Raw genomic sequence first — 16,664 nt, 5'->3', positions numbered from 1 at the left:
GCGCAGACCCGAAGGAGACGCCATGGACGACCGGGAACGCGACATCGAACACGACATCATCGACAACATCGGCGGACTCATCGCCGAGGAACGGGACCTGCGCAGCCGCTCCACCGAGGAATCGGGCCTCACCGAGGACGAGAGATCCCGCCTGCGTACGGTGGAGGTCCGGCTCGACCAGTGCTGGGACCTGCTGCGCCAGCGCCGCGCCCTCAGGGAGTTCGGCGAGGACCCGTCCGCGGCGACGGTACGGCCGGCCGACGAGGTCGAGGGCTACTGGGGCTGAACGCACCACACAGGGGGACGCATTGACCGACACGGAGGCCGGATCCGGACGCAGGCGTGCCGCACCGCCCCCCTGGCTGCTGAGCGGACTCCGCCCCGGGGCGGCCGCGCCCGTCCCCTGGGCCGCGGCCGTCCGCGCCTCCCTCGCCCTGGCCGGCCCGCTGGCCGCCGGCTTCGCGCTGGACCGGCCGGCGTACGGCGCGCTCGTCTCCATGGGGGCGCTCTCCGGCGTCATCGGTGACACCGCCGACGCGTACCGGATGCGCATCCTCAACATCGCCGTACCGCAGCTCTTCGGCGCGCTCGGCATCATGCTGGGCACGCTGGTCTTCGGGACCGGCTGGGCGGCCGTCGCCGCGCTGACCCTGGTCGCTCTGGTCTCCGGCATGATGTCGACGATCGGCGCCGTCGCCTCCGTGTCCGGGCTGCTGCTCCTGCTCAACGCGGTGGTCGGCGCGGGGCTCCCGATGCCGAAACCCTGGTGGGTGGCGCCGCTGCTGCTGACGGTCGGCGGCCTGTTCGTCCTCACCATGACGCTGCTGGCGTGGCCGCTGCGGCGCAAACTGCCGGAACGGGTCGCGGTCGCGGGCACCTACCTCGCGGTCGCCGACCTGCTCGCCGCCGCGGGCACCGACGCGTACGAGGAGCGGCGGCAGGCCGTCACCCAGTCCCTCAACACGTCCTACGACCTGATCCTGGCCCGCCGGGCCCGCTACCACGGCCGCAGCAACGCCATGGTGCGGCTGCTCGCCCAGCTCAACGTCGTCATCCCGCTCGTCGAGGCGGCGCCCGCGGTACACGTCCGGCGGTGCCCGCTCCCGGACGAGATCCCGGCGGCGGTACGCGAACTCGCCACCGCCGTCGAGGAGAGCCGCACCGGCGACGCCGAACTCACCCTGCCCGCCCCGGACTCACCCGCCACCCGGGCGGTGGACAGCGCGCTCCGGCACGCGGCGGCCGTCGTGCACAAGGCCGACCCCGACCCGTACAACGTCGACGACCGGCTCGGCCGCCCCGCCGCGCTCGGGATACGGATCCGGCGGACGGCGCGCGACGTGCTGCTCTCCGGGTCCTCATGGCGGTACGGGCTGCGCCTGGCCCTCTGCATCGGCCTGGCGCAGGCGCTGACCTCACTGATCCCGGTGCCCCGCTCGTACTGGGTCGCGCTGACCGTCACGTTCGTCCTGAAGCCGGACTTCGGCTCGGTGTTCTCGCGGGCCGTGCTGCGCTCGGTGGGCACCGCGGCCGGTCTCGTGATCGCCGCGCCGATCCTCGCCGCGGTGCCGATCGGCTGGTGGGACGTGCCGGTGATGGTGGTGCTCGCGGCACTGATCCCGGCGTTCACGGCGAAGGGGTACGCGTTCCAGACCGCGGCCATCACCCCGGTCATCCTGCTCCTGTCCGACCTGCTGAACCACCAGGGTTTCCACCTGGTCTGGCCGCGCTTCCTGGACAGCCTGATCGGCTGCGCCATCGTGCTGGTGGCGGGCTACCTGTTGTGGCCGGAGAGCTGGCACGTCCGGATCGGCCACCGGCTCGCGGACGCGGTGACGGACATCGCCGACTACGTGGCGTACGCGTTCGAGCCGGGCGGCCCCGGCGACCGGGCGGAACGGGTACGGGCCCGGCGCCGCATCTACCGCGACCTGTCCGTCGTACGTTCCGAGTTCCAGCGCGCCCTGACCGAACCGCCGCCGGTCGGCACCCGGGCCGCTGCGTGGTGGCCGCTGGTCGTCGCGGTCGAACGCATCGTGGACGCGACGACGGCGGCCCGGGTCCGCGTCGACCACGGAGCACCGGAACCGGCCGCCGCGGAAGTGGCCGGGATCCAGCAGCAGCTGCGGGGGCTGGCCGAGGGGATACGCACCAGCGAGACCCTGGTCGGCGTACGCGCGGAACTGCCGGGCGACGAGGAGGGGGTACTGGCCCCGCTGCGCCAGGAGGTGGCGGCGGCGCGGGCGATCGCGTCACCGCAGCCGTAGCCGCAACCCGCGCCCTCCTGGGTCCTGTCCTGTCGATCTTCGTGGATCGGCCCGGGGCGTCTGGTGCGGTGCATCGCTGGGCGGAGGATCGTCCTCGTACTGGATGTACTCGGGCGACTGACGACAACGCGGCGAGGTGCCGTGCCAGTCGTTCCGGGCCCGCGAAGATCGGCAGGACAGGGCCTGGTCAGGGGGTGGGCCCGGCCCCCCGCAGACGCTCCATCTCCCGCCGGTCCCGCTTCGTGGGACGCCCCGCGCCGCGGTCCCGTACCGGAACCTGGATCGCCGCCTCGCGCGGCGGCGGGGGCGGGCTGTTGTCGACGAAGCACTCCGCCGCCACCGGAGGGCCGACCCTCTTCTTGACCAGCTTCGACACGACGACGATCCGGTCCCGGCCCGCGTGCCGGAGCCGTACCTCGTCGCCGACGTGCAACGCCTGGGCGGGCTTGGCTCGCTCGCCGGCGACCCTCACATGACCCGCGCGGCAGGCGGCAGCCGCCTGCGAACGGGTCTTCGTCAGCCGGACCGACCAGATCCAGACGTCGACCCGAACGCTGCCCTCCGCCTGCGGCGCCTCACCGGAAACCATGCAGCCGACTCTAGTGCGGCGCGGGCCCCGGGGCAGGTTCCGTGTGCCTGACTGCTTGTCAGGCACACGGTCCGCTCAAGCCGACGAAGCAACGCGGGACCAGGTGGGCACATTTGAACGACGTACATCAGGTCCGCACGGCATGCGTACAGGACTCGGTCCGAGCTCGGTTGCGGCTCAGTTGTCCCACGGGCGGGCCGCACCACCGAACGGCCGGATCCGGCCGCTAACCTTACGTATCCGCCCTGGCCAGGGATGAATCCCGCAGGTCGGACATTCATCGCACCCAACTCACGCGAAAGGCCTCGCCCATGGGCATTCGGAGCTTGCTGCGCAAGGTGTTCGGCCGCGACCGCGCGGAGCAGGACGCGCCGGCGCCGACGGCCACGGTCCCGCCCCAGACCGAACGCACCGCGCCCGCGGAGTCGGAGCCGGTCACGACGACGGTGGACGAGCCCGCTACGGAATCCGCCCCGGTGCGCGAAACCGCCCCGGCCACCAAGGCCTCGGTCCCGGCCCCCGCCTCGCCCCGGTCCGCCACCGGTGACAGCGGTCTGGCATCGGACCTGGTGGCGGCGGCCTTCGACAAGGCGTCCCTGCCCACGGTCCCCTCCCAGGGCTCGGCCCCGAAGCCGAAGCCGAAGCCGGCGGAGGCCGAGGTCACGGAGCCGGTGGCCGCGCCCGCCACCGAGACCGAGCCGGAGCCGGTCGCTGCGGAGCCGGAGGCCACGGCCGTCGCAGAGGCCGACGTTCCTGCCGAGGCCGAGCCCGTCAAGGCCGAGGCCCCCGCCGAGCCGGAGACCGCACCCGTCACCGAGGCCGAGGCCGAGGCTGAGCCCGTCGCCGCCGTCGCCGAGCCGGAGCCTGTCACTGCCGTCGCCGAGCCGGAGGTTGCTGCCGAGCCGGAGCCCGTCACCGCCGAGGCCGAGCCTGAGCCCGAGCCCGTCACCGCGGTCGCCGGGCCTGAGCCCGTCACCGCCGTCGCCGAGCCCGAGCCCGAGCCCGTCACCGCCGAGACCGAGCCCGAGCCCGTCACCGCCGTCGCCGAGCCGGAGGTTGCTGCAGAGCCCGAGCCCGTCGCCGCCGAGGCCGAGCCTGAGCCCGAGCCCGTCACCGCCGTCGCCGAGCCGACGGCGGAACCTGCCACCGAACTCGAACTCGAACCCGAACCCGAACCCGCCACGGCGGAGGCCCCCGCCGCGTCGGCCCCCGCACGCACCGCCGAGACCGAGCCGAAGCCCGAGCCGGTCACCGCCGCCGCCCCCGCATCCGCCACCGAGCCCGAGCCCGAGCCCGAGGCCACGTCGGCCTCCGCCCCCGAAGCAGCCCCCGCCCCCGACGCGTCCAGGTCCGCCCTCCCTCTCGCCCGGGTCACGTCCGGTGCGCCCGGGCTCGTCGAGCCGTACAAGGCCGCCCAGGCCGCGCTCGAGGCACACGGGCTGACCGGGCTGCGTGCCGCCGTCTACCTGGTCTTCGACCGTTCCGGCTCCATGCGGCCGTTCTACAAGGACGGCAGCGCCCAGCACCTGGGCGACCGCACCGTGGCCCTCGCCGCGCACCTGGACGAGAGCGCCACCGTCCCCGTCGTCTTCTTCTCGACCGACATCGACGGCACCGGCACGGTCGACCTCGCCGCCCACGAGGGCCGGATCGACGAACTGAACGCGGGCCTGGGCCGCCTCGGCCGTACGAACTACCACCGCGCCGTCGAAGAGGTCGTCGCGCACTACGAGAAGTCGGAGGCGACCGGCCCCGCTCTGGTGATCTTCCAGACGGACGGCCCGCCGGACGCCAAGCAGCCCGCCAAGCAGGCGCTGGCCGACGCGGCGCGGCTGCCGCTGTTCTTCCAGTTCGTCGCGTTCGGCGACGAGGACGCGAAGGGCTTCGACTTCCTGCGGAAGCTGGACGTCCCGAACGCCGGGTTCTTCCACGCGGGTCCCGCCCCCCGCGAGGTCGCGGACGCCACGTTCTACCGCGAGGTCCTCGCCGCCCTCCCCGCCTGGGTAGCGGCGCGCGAAGCGGCGACCGAAGGCTGATCCACCGGCAGGCGTACGGTCACGGCGAGCCCGCCCGTGGGGCCCGGCACCGCCGTGACCGTACCGCCGTGCGCCACCGCGATAGAACGCACGATCGAGAGGCCGAGTCCCGAGCCCCGCCCCATCCGGTCCTTGCCCTCGCCCCGCCGGAACGGCTCGAACAGCCCGGGGATGTCCGCCGCGTCGACCACGGGCCCGGTGTTGCGGACCTCCAGCAGTACCCCGCCGTCGGCCGCCACCAGGGACACGTCCACCGTCCCGTCGGACACGTTGTACGTGACGGCGTTGGCCAGCAGATTCGCCACCAGCTGGGCGAGCAGCAGCCGGTTCCCCCGTACCGCGCACGGTCCGGCGTCGACGTTCACGCCCGGGTGCCGGGCCGCCTCCTCCACCACCACCTGCGCAAGGTCCACCGCGTCCCGCTCGCTCGCCGCGAGCCCGCGTTCGCTGCGTGCCAGGACCAGCAGCCCCTCGATGAGCCGCTCGCTGCGCCGGTTGTTGTCCAGGAGCGTCTGCCGGGTCCGTACGAGATCCTCCTGGGACGGGTCGTCCAGACCGATCTGGATCGCGGCCCGCTGGGTGGCGAGGGGGGTGCGCAGTTCGTGCGAGGCGTTGGCGATGAACCGGCGCTGGCTGTCGAACGCCTTCTCCAGCCGGGCCAGCAGCGCGTCGAGCGTGTCGCCGAGCTCCTTCAGCTCGTCGTCGGGGCCGCTGGACGCGATCCGTTCGTGCAGGGTGTGCTCGGAGAGCCGGCGAGCCTTGGCGGTCATGGCGTGGACGGGCCGCAGGATCCGCCCCGCGGTCCACCACCCCACCGCGACCGCGCAGGCCGTCATGACGAGCAGCGCGGCCACGGACCACACGAGCAGCTGATGGCCGGCCGCGTCGCTGACGTGGTCGGTGAGGTCGTAGACGGTGGGCGGGCCGAGAGTCCGCCGGGTGACGAGGGGGCCGTTCACCGCGTAGCCGGGCTGGACGACCGCCGCCGTGCGGGCGATGTCGCGCGCCTGGGAGTCCGTACCCGCGCGGGAGGCGAGGTTGACGGTGGTGAGCAGCGCCGTCCCGAGCACCAGGAACACCCCGCCGTACACGAGCGCGATGCGCGTCCGGATCGTGGAGTGCTGGACGTGCGGGATATGCCGGACACGTGGAATGCGCAGGACCCGCCGGACGGAGGGGCCGCGCGACGGGCGCTTCACAGGGCGTACCCCACGCCCTGCACCGTACGGATCAGGGCCGGCTCCCCGAGCTTGCCCCGCAGCTTGCTCATACAGACGCGTACGGCGCCGGTGAACGGATCGGCGTTGGCGTCCCAGGCCCGCTCCAGCAGCTCCTCCGCGCTGACGGTCCCGCCGTCCGCCTCCAGCAGCAGCTGAAGCACCGAGAACTCCTTCGGCGAGAGGTCGAGCTCCCGCCCCTCCCGGGAAGCGGTGCGCCGCACGGTGTCGAGCCGGATGCCGTGCCGCTCCAGCTGCGGCGGTACGGGGCGGGCGCTGCGCCGCCGCAGCGCCCGTACCCGCGACACCAGCTCGGGGAACTCGAACGGCTTGCCCAGATAGTCGTCCGCGCCGAGATCGAGCCCGGCGACCCGGTCCTCCATGGAACCGGCGGCGGTGAGCATCAGGATCCTGGTCCGGGAGCCGGAGGCGACCAGCCCGCGCGCCACGTCGTCACCGTGCACCCGTGGCAGGTCACGGTCGAGGACGACGACGTCGTAGTCGTGCAGCCCCAGGTAGGCGAGGGCGGCATCGCCGCTGTACACCGTGTCGACGGCGAACCCGGCACGCCGCAGCCCGGTGGCGACCAGCTCCGCCAGCATTTCCTCGTCCTCGGCGACCAGTACCCGCATCGTGATGTCCCCTGCCTCGTGCATGCGTGTCCATTCCCTCCCAGGATGCGTCTTTGCTACGGGAAGGGATGTTTCGCAAAGGTCTCCGCACAGCCTGTCACCGGGCTCCCGGAACCAACGGCGACGACCGGCTCGATCTCCCGGTCGTCCCTGCCCCGGCGGAGTTGCTGGACATCCCCGCCTTCTCCGTCCACGCCGAGGACCCTTCCGCCCCTGGTCCGACGGCGGTCGGCCGTAATCGGTGTGAGTCGATCTTCCGCAGGCCGTTAGGATTTCGACCATGGCGGCCACTGGATCCGAGAAGCAAGGGGGCGACGGCGTGAAGAGTTTCTACGTATCGACCCCCATCTACTACGTCAACGACGCTCCTCACCTGGGCCACGCCTACACGACCGTCGCAGGCGACGTGCTCACGCGCTGGCACCGCCAGCGCGGCGAGAAGGTGTGGTACCTCACCGGCACGGACGAGCACGGTCAGAAGATCATGCGCACTGCCGAGGCGAACGGCGTCACCCCCCAGGAGTGGTGCGACAAGCTCGTGGAGGAGGCGTGGAAGCCCCTCTGGGAGCACCTGGACATTGCGAACGACGACTTCATCCGTACGACGGAGAAGCGCCACACCGACCGGGTGCAGGAGTTCGTGCAGGACCTGTACGACAAGGGTGAGATCTACAAGGGCGGCTACGAGGGCCCGTACTGCGTGGGCTGCGAGGAGTACAAGCTCCCCGGCGACCTCATCGAGGACGAGGACGGCGTCAAGCTGTGCCCGATCCACAAGAAGCCGGTGGAGATCCTCAAGGAGGAGAACTACTTCTTCAAGCTGAGCGCCTACGGCCCGAAGCTGATGGAGTTCTACGCGAACAACCCCGGCTTCATCCAGCCCGAGTCCGCCCGCAACGAGGTCGTGAACTTCGTCAAGCAGGGCCTGCAGGACCTCTCCATCTCCCGCTCGACCTTCGACTGGGGCGTCCCGGTGCCGTGGGACGAGAAGCACGTCATCTACGTGTGGGTCGACGCCCTGCTCAACTACGCCACGGCGGTCGGCTACGGCGCCAACCAGGAGAAGTTCGACGGGACCTTCCCCGCCGACGTCCACCTGGTCGGCAAGGACATCCTCCGCTTCCACGCGGTGATCTGGCCCGCGATGCTGATGGCGCAGGGGCTGCCGCTGCCGGGCCGGGTCGCGGCCAACGGCTGGCTGATGGTCGGCGGCGAGAAGATGTCGAAGTCGAACCTGACCGGCATCAAGCCGCAGGACCTGACCTCGCACTTCGGCGTGGACGCGTACCGCTGGTACTTCCTGCGCGCCATCGCGTTCGGCAGCGACGGCTCGTTCTCCTGGGAGGACTTCTCCGCCCGCTACACCTCCGAACTCGCCAACGACTACGGCAACCTCGCCTCGCGCGTCGCCGCCATGGTCGGCAAGTACTTCGGCGGGGCGCTCCCCGAGGCCACGGCCGCGGGTGACGCCGAGAAGGCGGTCCAGGAGGGTCTGGCGAAGGCCGTCGCGACGGCCGACGAGAAGATCGGCGAGGAGCTGGACTTCCAGGCCGGCATCCTGGCGACCTTCGACTTCGTGAAGCAGGTCAACGGCTACATCACGGAGCAGGAGCCCTGGAAGGTGGCCAAGGACGAGTCCCCGGAGGGCCAGGCCCGCCTCGCGACGATCCTGTACACGGCCGCCGAGTCGCTGCGCGGCGTCGCGGTCCTGCTGAACGCCGTGATGCCGGAGACCTCGCAGAAGCTCTGGGACTCCCTCGGCGCCGAGGCTTCCCTGGGCGCGCTGTCCGACCAGCGCGTACAGGACGCGGGCACCTGGGGCCGGCTCCCGGTGGGCGCGACGGTGACGAAGGGCGCGGTGCTGTTCCCCCGCCTGGAGGAGAAGCCGGCGTAAGCACGTACACACGACGAGGGGCCGGGACCGCACGAGGCGGTTTCCAGTGTTCGTTGCCACACGTGGTCGGTTGTCCAGGCCGCGAGCAGTTCGCAAAACGCTCGGCCGGGGTTTCCCGGCCGAGCGTTTTGCGTGGGCGTCGGTTTGGTGACGATCGGCCGCGCGATCAGCACGCGGCCCCAGCCACGGGAGCGCATGCCGGCCTTCACCGGCGCCCGGACCGAAAACCCGACGATGATCAGGACGGCCAGTACACAGCCGACCCCCACAGCCACTTACGGTGCCGCCACGCCCAGCTTTCCACCCGTTCCCCCGCTCACTCGTACGCAACTTCCGTACCAGTGTGCGCAGTCTCCGCGATCGACCACCGCCCGGGTCCTGAGTCGGCCGGGGTCGGGACGGTGTGCACGACGGTCAGTCGAGTTGGGCCGCAGTGAGCGTTGTGTCCGCGGGAAGGACCGGTCTCATCGCGCCTCGTTCCTCGTCCGTGAACCCGTCGTACTTCTCGTCGACTGCGTTGGTGCTCTTGATGGATGTCCGCGTGCTCTTCATCGCGGGTTTCCTTTCTCGCGGCGGCTCGAGCAGGACCCGTGCATGCCAGGGATCCGCTGCGGTGCCGACTTCTCGGGCGGACAGCGAGGACAGATCAGGGCGTGGGTGTCACCGACGCGGCCTCCCAGGCAAACCCGTCCGGGTCGGTGAAGGACCCGGCATCGCTGCCCAGCACGAGCCGGTGCGAGCCGCTGCCGTCGATGGGGACGCCGACGTCCTTGGCAAGGGCACGGCGCCCGTACAGCGCCAGCTTGACGGAACTCGCCGGTGAGGCGAACTCGACGTACTTGCGGCCGAAGCTCTTCGCCACGGCGAGGCCGCGGTCAACGTAGAACCGCTTGCTCGCGGCCACGTCCGTGGCCCCCAACAGAAGGACGGTCTGCTCGATCCGGCCGGTGGCCGGGCCGGTGTCCTTCTTCGCGGATGTCGCGACTTTCCAGATGGTCCCGTCCGGAGCCCGTACGACGCCGCCGTAGCCCCAGAGCGACTTCGAGGCAGGCTTCAGCGGCGTGGCACCGGCGTCGAGGGCGGCACCGATGAAGCTGCTGACATCGGCCGGCTGGGACACCGTGAGCGCCAGTGCGAACCCGCGGAAGCCGGTCGTCGGCGCCTTTGAGGCTCGTAGCCGCACCTGAGTACCCAGACCGAAGGCGGTGTAGAAGCGGTCGGCAGCCGTGGGATCGGCCACCTCAAGGGTGACGGACTCGATGGAGGTCATAGTGGTCAAGCTAGTTACGGCTCGCCGCCGTTGCTTCTCGAATCCTGACCGGTCTGGTCACCTGTTTCGCCACACAGGACGGCATCCCCGCCGTACCGCCCGCCTCCCGGCGCCGGTAGACGCTGGGAGACACACCGACCAGTTCGGTGAAGCGACTGCTGAAAGTGCCCAGTGACGAGCAGCCGACCGCGAAACAGACCTCGGTGACGCTGAGATCGCCACGACGCAGGAGCGCCATCGCGCGCTCGATGCGCCGTGTCATCAGATAGGCGTACGGCGACTCACCGTAGGCCAGCCGGAACTGGCGACTGAGGTGTCCGGCCGACATGTTCGCGCCGCGGGCGAGCGCCTCGACGTCCAACGGCTGCTGGTATTCCCGATCGATCCGATCGCGAACGCGGCGCAGCCGCGCGAGGTCGCTCAGGCGCTGCGCCGCGGTAAGTGCGCTCATCCAGGCAGGATGACACATGAGGGAACTCCCTTCATCGATGTTCGTGAGCACGTGGGTTGCCTCCCGAGGCCGCCGGCGAGGTGGTCGTGGCGCCGTCACCGAGACCGAATCGACTGCCGAACGGCTCAGCGAAGCTCTTGGATACGGACCAGGTTGCCCGCGGGATCGCGGAAGGCGCAGTCGCGGACGCCGTACGGCTGCTCGGTCGGCTCCTGGACGACCTCGGCGTCGCCGGCCTGCACCTTCTCGAAAGTGCCGTCGAGGTCCCGGGTGGCCAGCAGGATCCAGCCGTAGGTGCCCTTGGCCATCATCTCGACGATGGTGCGGCGCTCGTCCTCGGTGACTCCGGGGTCGGCGGCCGGTGGCGCCAGGAGGATGGAGGTGCCGGGCTGGTCGACGGGGCCGACCGTGATCCAGCGCATCTTGCCTTGTCCGACGTCGGTGCGGATCTCGAAGCCGAGGGTGTCGCGGTAGAAGGCCACGGAGGCGTCCGGGTCGTCGTGCGGGAGGACGGTCGTGTGAATGGTGAGGTCCATGGCCATCACGTTAGTTGCGCTCCGGTGACCGGTGCTTCTCGATTCCTGACCGGTCTGGTCACCGGACCCGGATCACGTCCTGGGCTCCTGGGGCTTGGCCGACTGCGGGAGATTCCGAGAGCGACAATTGTGGGTGAGTGCCGTGCTCGTCGGTTCATCGAGTCAGGTCGCGAGGTCCTGCCCGGTGGACCGGGTGCCGAGCCGACGGGAGACGACGATGAACGGCTCGGTCCGTGTCGGACAAGTTGTCGGGGTACCACTGCGGATGCACTGGAGCGTGCCGCTGCTGGTGGTCCTGCTCGCGTACGGTCTTGGCCGCCAGACCCTCCCCGCATGGACTCCAGGGCGCTCGAATGCGGTTTACACCTTCGCCAGTGCCGTGGGGGCCGTGCTGCTCATGGGCAGCCTCCTGCTCCACGAGACGGCACACGCTGCGACTGCCCGCAGGAAGAAGATCGCGGTACAGGATGTGACGCTGTGGGCGCTGGGCGGCATGACCCGGATGGGGCGCCCGCCGACGGCCGCGGTGGCTTTCGCAGTGGCGATCAGCGGGCCGCTCACCAGCCTGGCCATCGGAAGCGTCGCGCTCGGAGCGGGAATCGGGCTGCACGCGATGTTCGGCCGGGCGGTACCCGCCGCCGTTCTGGTGTGGCTCGGCTGGGCAAACCTGTTCCTGGGCGCATTCAACCTCCTTCCTGCTGCGCCGCTCGACGGCGGAAGGGTGGTGCAGGCGCTGTTGTGGTGGCGTACCGGAGACCGGGAACGTGCGGATCGGGCGGCCTCCCGAAGCGGTCAGGTCGTGGGCGGGCTGCTGATGGCCTTCGGCTGGATCTCCTTCCTGCACGGGGCCCCGGGCGGGCTGTGGCTCGTATTCGTCGGCCTCTTCATCACGGTCGTGGCCGGCGCCGAACGGCAACGCGCCGTGATCCACACAGCACTGCGAGGCATCAAGGTCGCCGATGCCATGTCCAGCCCGGTGACCACCGGCGCCGACTGGCTGACCATCCGGCATTTCATCGACGAGGTGGCAGTGGACTCCCGCCATTCCGCCGTGCCGCTGCTCGATTTCGAAGGCCGTCCAAGCGGGATCGTTCAGATACGCAAGCTTGCCCGGATACCGGGAGCGCACCAGGAGGCGCTGCGCGTGCGCGAGGTGGCGATCCCGCTGTCACAGTGCGCGGTTGCCACCCCGAGTGATCTTCTGAGTGAGGCTCTCGACAAGCTCCGCCCGGGTACTGGCATGCGCATTCTCGTCGTGGACGGGAACCATCTGGTGGGAATCGTCACCGCGAAGGACATTTCACGGCTGATCCAGCGGCACACACTGGGGGGCCAGGGGCCCGACTGATCCCGGTCCCGCAGCGTCGTCGGCGATGTGCACCCTTCGGCCAGGAGACCCGTCGGCTTCGCCGTGGCACCGGCGGGTCCGGGCAATGAGCGTACGTTCAGAACACCGGCAGGGCGACGACCGAGCCCTTGTGCAGCAGGAACACCCGGTTGCCCGCGGCGGCCATGTGCCAGGGACCTTCCGACTCGGGTTCGTAGGTCCACATGAGCCGGCCGTCCGATTCGTCGCTCGGGATGTTCCCGAAGGCCGATACGCCTGACGAGGTACCTCCCTCGGTGATCCAAAGGGTGTTGCCCTGGACGACCGGTGGAGTGCGGGACGGGAGGGTGCCATCCGGCCATGAGACGTGGCCCTCGGTGCCGGAAGCCTTGGCGACCCGGTAGAGACGGCCGTCGTCGATGGCGGCGATGCAGTCGTCGGCTATCGCGGGAGAGCCCCACCCGTCCTGATCGGGGTTCAGCGACTGCGAAGCCGCGGACCAGACCTCGTCGCCGCTCTGCAGGTCGAGTGCCAAGAGCGACTTCCCGCCGACGTAGACGAATCCATCCTCGATGGCGGGGGTCAGCGCCGTCCTGGCATGGCCGCCCAACTGCCAGGCATTGTCGCCGTTGGCGGAGTCGAGGGCGAAGTAGTGCCCGTCCGCTGTGCAAACGACCAGTCGGCCGGGTCCGGCACCGGCCACGGCCGCCGGGTCGATGACGATGCCCTCAGGGGCCTCCGCGGTCCAGCGGACCTTGCGGGCTTCGGTGTCGACCGCAGCCACCTCGTCGTCCTTCGTCAGCACGTACACGAGCGCCGCATCGGGTGCGGTGGCCAGCAGTTTCTCCGCCTTCGCCGGGGCACTCCACTGCGGCTCACTGGTGGACGCGTCGAAGGCAAGGACGTTGCCGTCGGCATCGGCCGCGACGAACTGCTCGGCCGTCAGCCGCAGGAAGCCCGCGGACGGCGACACCTCCGGAAGCGACCACTTCTGCCGGCCGTCGGTCACCCTGTGCGCCGTAAGTCCTCCCGACGGGCCGGCGAACATGACGACATCCCGCACCGGCAACAGCGTGGACGCGCTCGGAGCGGCTGCCTTCAGCGGCCCCCACAGGGGTTTTGGCGGCGTGCCCGGCTCGTACTCGCCGGAAGTCAGCAGCTTTGCCGGTTCGGCGTCCGCAGCGTCGGGCAGATCGGGCCCTCTGGTCAGCCACCAGGCCGTTGCGCCTCCTCCCAGTGCCAGCACCGCTCCGCCGGCGGCGAGCGAGGTGAGGAAGCGCCGCCGCGACGGCTTCGCCCCCGGAACAGTGGTGCCGGCCAGAGAGGTGAGCTGATCCGTCCGGGTCTCGTACTCCTTGATCTGCTCGCCGAGAACGCCTTGTTTCCACAGCCGGTGTGCGCCGCGAGGGGGTGCGAATGCCTGGACGACCGACGAGGGGTGGGGACGGTGTGCGGGCTCTTTGGTCAGGCAGGGGGCGATGAGAGGGCGGAGAGCTTGCGGCACGGCGTCGAGGGCGGGCCTTCCGTGCACCACTTCGTACTGCACCGCCGCGACATGCGCACCTTCGTACGCCTGCCTGCCGCTTGCCGCGTACACCAGTACCGCACCGAGGGAGAACACGTCGGCCGACGGGCCGACGCGCTGACCCAGAATCTGCTCAGGTGCCCCGTACCCGGGGGTGGCCGGTGCCTGGCCCGTGGTGGTGAGGGTGAGGCCGTGCTCGGGGCGTGCGATGCCGAAGTCGATGATGCGGGGGCCCGAGGAAGTGAGCACGATATTGGCCGGCTTGAGGTCGCGGTGGATCAGCCCCGCCGCGTGAATCTCCTGCAATGTCGATGCCAGGGCGCCGGCCAGCGCGCGTACGCCGGCGTCGTCCAGCGGGCCGTGGTCCGTGATCGCCTGCTCCAGTGTCGGCCCCGACAGGTACTCGGTGGCGATCCAGGGGCGCCCGCCCTCGGTCTGCGAGCCGACGACGCGTGCCACGCCGGTGCTGGTCACCGCCTGCGCGGTCTGCGCCTCGCGCAGGAAGCGCTGGGCGAGGTTGCGGTTGTGCGCGAGTTCAGGACGCAGCACCTTGACGGCCGCCAGGCGGCCGGAACTGTCGTGACCTACGTACACCTTGCCCATGCCGCCCTCGCCGAGCACTCCGGCGATGCGGTACGGCCCCAGCCGGATCGGGTCGCCGAGACTGAGAGGTTGCATGGTGTGAGCCGAGCCCTTCGTGGTGATGAGGTGGGGAGCCTATGAGGAGGCATGGTCCGAGGGCTCCAGCGGAAGAGCGACCATGGGTCCTTCGCCGACGCCGATGAGCAGTCCCGCCGTGATCAGGGCGGTGAACCTGTCGAGACTCTCCGGGTGGAGCCAGGCGGTTTCGTGGGTCCGGAGATCGATCGCGCGCAGCCCCGCCGCACAGTGCTTGTAGACGTACTTGTCGCCGACAGTGGGTGCCACCTTCAGCTCGTGCCCGGACGACACGGGATTCTTCTCCCGCCACAGGAGTGCGCCGGTGTCTGCGCTGAGGGCCACGAGACCTCGCGCTCCCGCCGCTTCCACCGCGTAGACGACTCCGTCCTTCACTGTGGGAGGTCCGTACCCGGTCACGTTCGTTCCCTGGTACCTCCAGGCTTCCTTGCCGTCGGTCATGCGCCGTGCCCGCACCGCGTCCGACGCGGTGTAGAGGTGCTTGCCGTCCACGGCGATGGGACTGCGGGCGGCATCGTCGGCGTTGAGGCCGAGGGGCGCCCGCCAGACGCCGGTTCCTGTGCGCGTGTCGCAGACGAGTACGTCGACCCGGCCGGATTTCGTACGGAAGAAGAGGACCAGGCTCGAGCCGATCGCACGCACGCCGGTCACCCAGGGGTATTCCTCGGGCACAGGCTCGTCCAGGATCAGCTCGGTGCGTCTCTTGCCCGTCGAGAGCGAGAAGGAGGCGATGAGCCAACCTCGTTCGGGACCGACGCCGCTCGACTCGTCGGTGTCTTCCTTCCGCACCCGCGCCGTGAGCAGCCAAGCGACGTCACCGGCGACGCAGAGAAGCTGATTTCCCACCAGCTTCCCGTTGTATGCCTTCTCGGTGACGGCCGGATCCATCAGAGCTCCGTCGTCGAGGTCGATCTGCGCGATACGCAGTCCTTCCCCCGGGGACAGGGAGTAGTCCACCGCGAAGAGCTTCGCTCCGTCCGTGGCCACGTCCCAGGAACTCAGCACCGGGTTGCCGGACCAGAGACTCCGCCCGCTCGACGCCTCGATGGCGCTCACTCCGGCCCCGTTGGCCACGATCAACTTGTCGCCGACCACCAGCGGACGCCCCAGATCGGCGGGTGACGCCGTGACGATGCTTCTCCGCCACAGAGCCGCAGGAGCGTTGCCCGAACCCGAGGACTTCGGCGTGTCCGAGTCCCGCTCTCTCGTCGATGCCCACACACCCGCGCCGATCCCTGTCGTGGCCAGCAGTGAACTGCCGCTGATGGTGAGGAGCTTGCGGCGGCTCATGCCGGGCGCGGCGGTGACCGGGACGGTCTCGGCTGTTGCGTGATCTGCGGGGGCGGGAAGCCGCTCCGGCTGGTGCTGCCAGACCTCCGATGCCCGCCGGGCTATGTCTGCCAGTAGTGCATCGGGCAGATGGTCGGCGAAGTGGCCCTGACCACCGTGGAGTTGGCTGGCGAGTTCGCGGGTGGTGGGTCGCCGGGCCGGGTCCTTGGCCAGGCAGGGGCCGAGGATCGGGACCAGGGCCTGGGGGAGGCCGGTGAGGTCCGGGTCGGCGTAGCGGACGCGGTAGAGGAGGTCCGCCGGCTGCCCGGTGCCGAAGGGACCGTGGCCGGTGGCGGCGTAAAGAAGGACTCCGGCGAGGGCGAACACGTCGCCCGCGGGGGTGTGTTCCTGGCCGATGGCCTGTTCGGGGGACATGAAGGCAGGGGTTCCGGCGGCCGCTCCGGTGCGGGTGAGGTGGTCGTCGCCAAAAGCGCGGGCGATGCCGAAGTCGATGATCTTCGGACCGTAGGCGGTGACCATCACGTTCGAGGGCTTCAGGTCGCGGTGGACGACGTCGGAGGTGTGGAGTTGGGCGAGGGCTCCGGCGAGTGCGGCGCCCAGGGCGCGTACGGACCCCTCCGGCAGGGGGCCGCAGAGGTCGATGGCGTCGTCGAGGGGCGGACCGAGGACGTATTCGGTGGCGAGCCACGGGGTGGGCGCCAGGGGGTCGGCGTCGACGACGACGGCGCCGTGGTGGCCGCCGATGATGCGGGCCGCGTCCGTCTCCAGGCGGAAGCGGGTGCGCGACGCCGGGTCGGTCGCGATGGACGGGTGCATGGTCTTCAGAGCGATGGTGCGGCCGCCCGCCGAACGAGCCAGGTAGACGGTTCCCATGCCGCCGTGGCCCAGCCGCGCGAGCAGCCGAAAGCCCGCCAGCCCGGCCGGATCGTCATGGGTCAGAGGGGAAAGCATC

At 70.6% G+C, this 16,664-nt stretch carries 14 protein-coding genes; 5 read left to right on the top strand and 9 right to left on the bottom strand.

Features of this window, described 5'->3' with window-relative positions; all coding sequences use genetic code 11:
* Window positions 1-22 precede the first annotated feature (22 nt).
* Together ACZ7L9_RS08235 and ACZ7L9_RS08230 are read left to right on the top strand one after the other, a co-directional pair.
* Entirely contained in the window at window positions 23-286 is a 264-nt protein-coding gene (locus ACZ7L9_RS08235; RefSeq protein WP_471413599.1) for a DUF2630 family protein, read from the top strand.
* Between the two features lie 22 nt (window positions 287-308).
* Window positions 309-2,267: an FUSC family protein gene (locus tag ACZ7L9_RS08230; protein ID WP_471413597.1), complete on the top strand. Its 1,959-nt coding sequence runs from the start codon at window positions 309-311 to the stop codon at window positions 2,265-2,267.
* Between the two features lie 187 nt (window positions 2,268-2,454).
* On the opposite strand, the gene ACZ7L9_RS08225 is transcribed toward ACZ7L9_RS08230, so the two are convergent.
* The gene (locus ACZ7L9_RS08225) at window positions 2,455-2,856 is read right to left on the bottom strand and encodes an RNA-binding S4 domain-containing protein (protein WP_471413595.1); all 402 of its coding nucleotides are present in this window, start codon (window positions 2,854-2,856) and stop codon (window positions 2,455-2,457) included.
* A gap of 311 nt (window positions 2,857-3,167) precedes the next feature.
* Between ACZ7L9_RS08225 and ACZ7L9_RS08220 the strand changes: the two genes are divergently transcribed.
* Window positions 3,168-4,892 carry a VWA domain-containing protein gene (locus ACZ7L9_RS08220; protein WP_471413594.1) on the top strand — a complete coding sequence of 575 codons (1,725 nt, stop codon included), beginning with the start codon at window positions 3,168-3,170 and terminating at the stop codon, window positions 4,890-4,892.
* Here the strand turns inward: ACZ7L9_RS08220 and ACZ7L9_RS08215 are convergent.
* Entirely contained in the window at window positions 4,826-6,052 is a 1,227-nt protein-coding gene (locus ACZ7L9_RS08215; RefSeq protein WP_471414109.1) for a sensor histidine kinase, read from the bottom strand. The genes ACZ7L9_RS08220 and ACZ7L9_RS08215 overlap by 67 nt on opposite strands.
* Before the next feature lie 35 nt (window positions 6,053-6,087).
* Window positions 6,088-6,741: a response regulator transcription factor gene (locus ACZ7L9_RS08210; protein WP_471414108.1), complete on the bottom strand. Its 654-nt coding sequence runs from the start codon at window positions 6,739-6,741 to the stop codon at window positions 6,088-6,090.
* Between the two features lie 280 nt (window positions 6,742-7,021).
* Here ACZ7L9_RS08210 and metG point away from each other — a divergent pair, with 280 nt between their 5' ends.
* Window positions 7,022-8,635 carry a methionine--tRNA ligase gene (gene metG / locus ACZ7L9_RS08205; protein ID WP_471413592.1) on the top strand — a complete coding sequence of 538 codons (1,614 nt, stop codon included), beginning with the start codon at window positions 7,022-7,024 and terminating at the stop codon, window positions 8,633-8,635.
* A 414-nt stretch (window positions 8,636-9,049) separates the two neighbouring features.
* Here the strand turns inward: metG and ACZ7L9_RS08200 are convergent, their stop codons facing one another.
* The 4 genes from ACZ7L9_RS08200 to ACZ7L9_RS08185 form a co-directional block, all read right to left on the bottom strand.
* On the bottom strand, window positions 9,050-9,187 hold the full coding sequence (locus tag ACZ7L9_RS08200; protein ID WP_471413591.1) for a hypothetical protein: 138 nt from the start codon (window positions 9,185-9,187) through the stop codon (window positions 9,050-9,052).
* 94 nt (window positions 9,188-9,281) lie between these two features.
* On the bottom strand, window positions 9,282-9,905 hold the full coding sequence (locus ACZ7L9_RS08195) for a glyoxalase (RefSeq protein ID WP_471413589.1): 624 nt from the start codon (window positions 9,903-9,905) through the stop codon (window positions 9,282-9,284).
* A gap of 10 nt (window positions 9,906-9,915) precedes the next feature.
* Window positions 9,916-10,356 carry a helix-turn-helix transcriptional regulator gene (locus ACZ7L9_RS08190; RefSeq protein ID WP_471413586.1) on the bottom strand — a complete coding sequence of 147 codons (441 nt, stop codon included), beginning with the start codon at window positions 10,354-10,356 and terminating at the stop codon, window positions 9,916-9,918.
* 125 nt (window positions 10,357-10,481) lie between these two features.
* Window positions 10,482-10,892 carry a VOC family protein gene (locus ACZ7L9_RS08185; protein WP_471413585.1) on the bottom strand — a complete coding sequence of 137 codons (411 nt, stop codon included), beginning with the start codon at window positions 10,890-10,892 and terminating at the stop codon, window positions 10,482-10,484.
* Window positions 10,893-11,109: 217 nt separating this feature from the next.
* Between ACZ7L9_RS08185 and ACZ7L9_RS08180 the strand changes: the two genes are divergently transcribed.
* Window positions 11,110-12,240, top strand: coding sequence for a site-2 protease family protein (locus ACZ7L9_RS08180; protein WP_471413583.1), 1,131 nt, complete (start codon window positions 11,110-11,112; stop codon window positions 12,238-12,240).
* Window positions 12,241-12,337: 97 nt separating this feature from the next.
* Here ACZ7L9_RS08180 and ACZ7L9_RS08175 read toward each other — a convergent pair whose 3' ends face one another.
* Together ACZ7L9_RS08175 and ACZ7L9_RS08170 are read right to left on the bottom strand one after the other, a co-directional pair.
* Window positions 12,338-14,422 carry a protein kinase domain-containing protein gene (locus ACZ7L9_RS08175; RefSeq protein ID WP_471413582.1) on the bottom strand — a complete coding sequence of 695 codons (2,085 nt, stop codon included), beginning with the start codon at window positions 14,420-14,422 and terminating at the stop codon, window positions 12,338-12,340.
* Between the two features lie 39 nt (window positions 14,423-14,461).
* Entirely contained in the window at window positions 14,462-16,663 is a 2,202-nt protein-coding gene (locus tag ACZ7L9_RS08170; protein ID WP_471413579.1) for a protein kinase domain-containing protein, read from the bottom strand.
* Between the last annotated feature and the right edge of the window lies 1 nt (window position 16,664).

The sequence above is a fragment of the Streptomyces sp. NPDC111516 genome (assembly GCF_055635345.1).
Note: the sequence above shows the minus strand (reverse complement) of the source record. Positions and strands in the feature narration are given on the sequence as shown.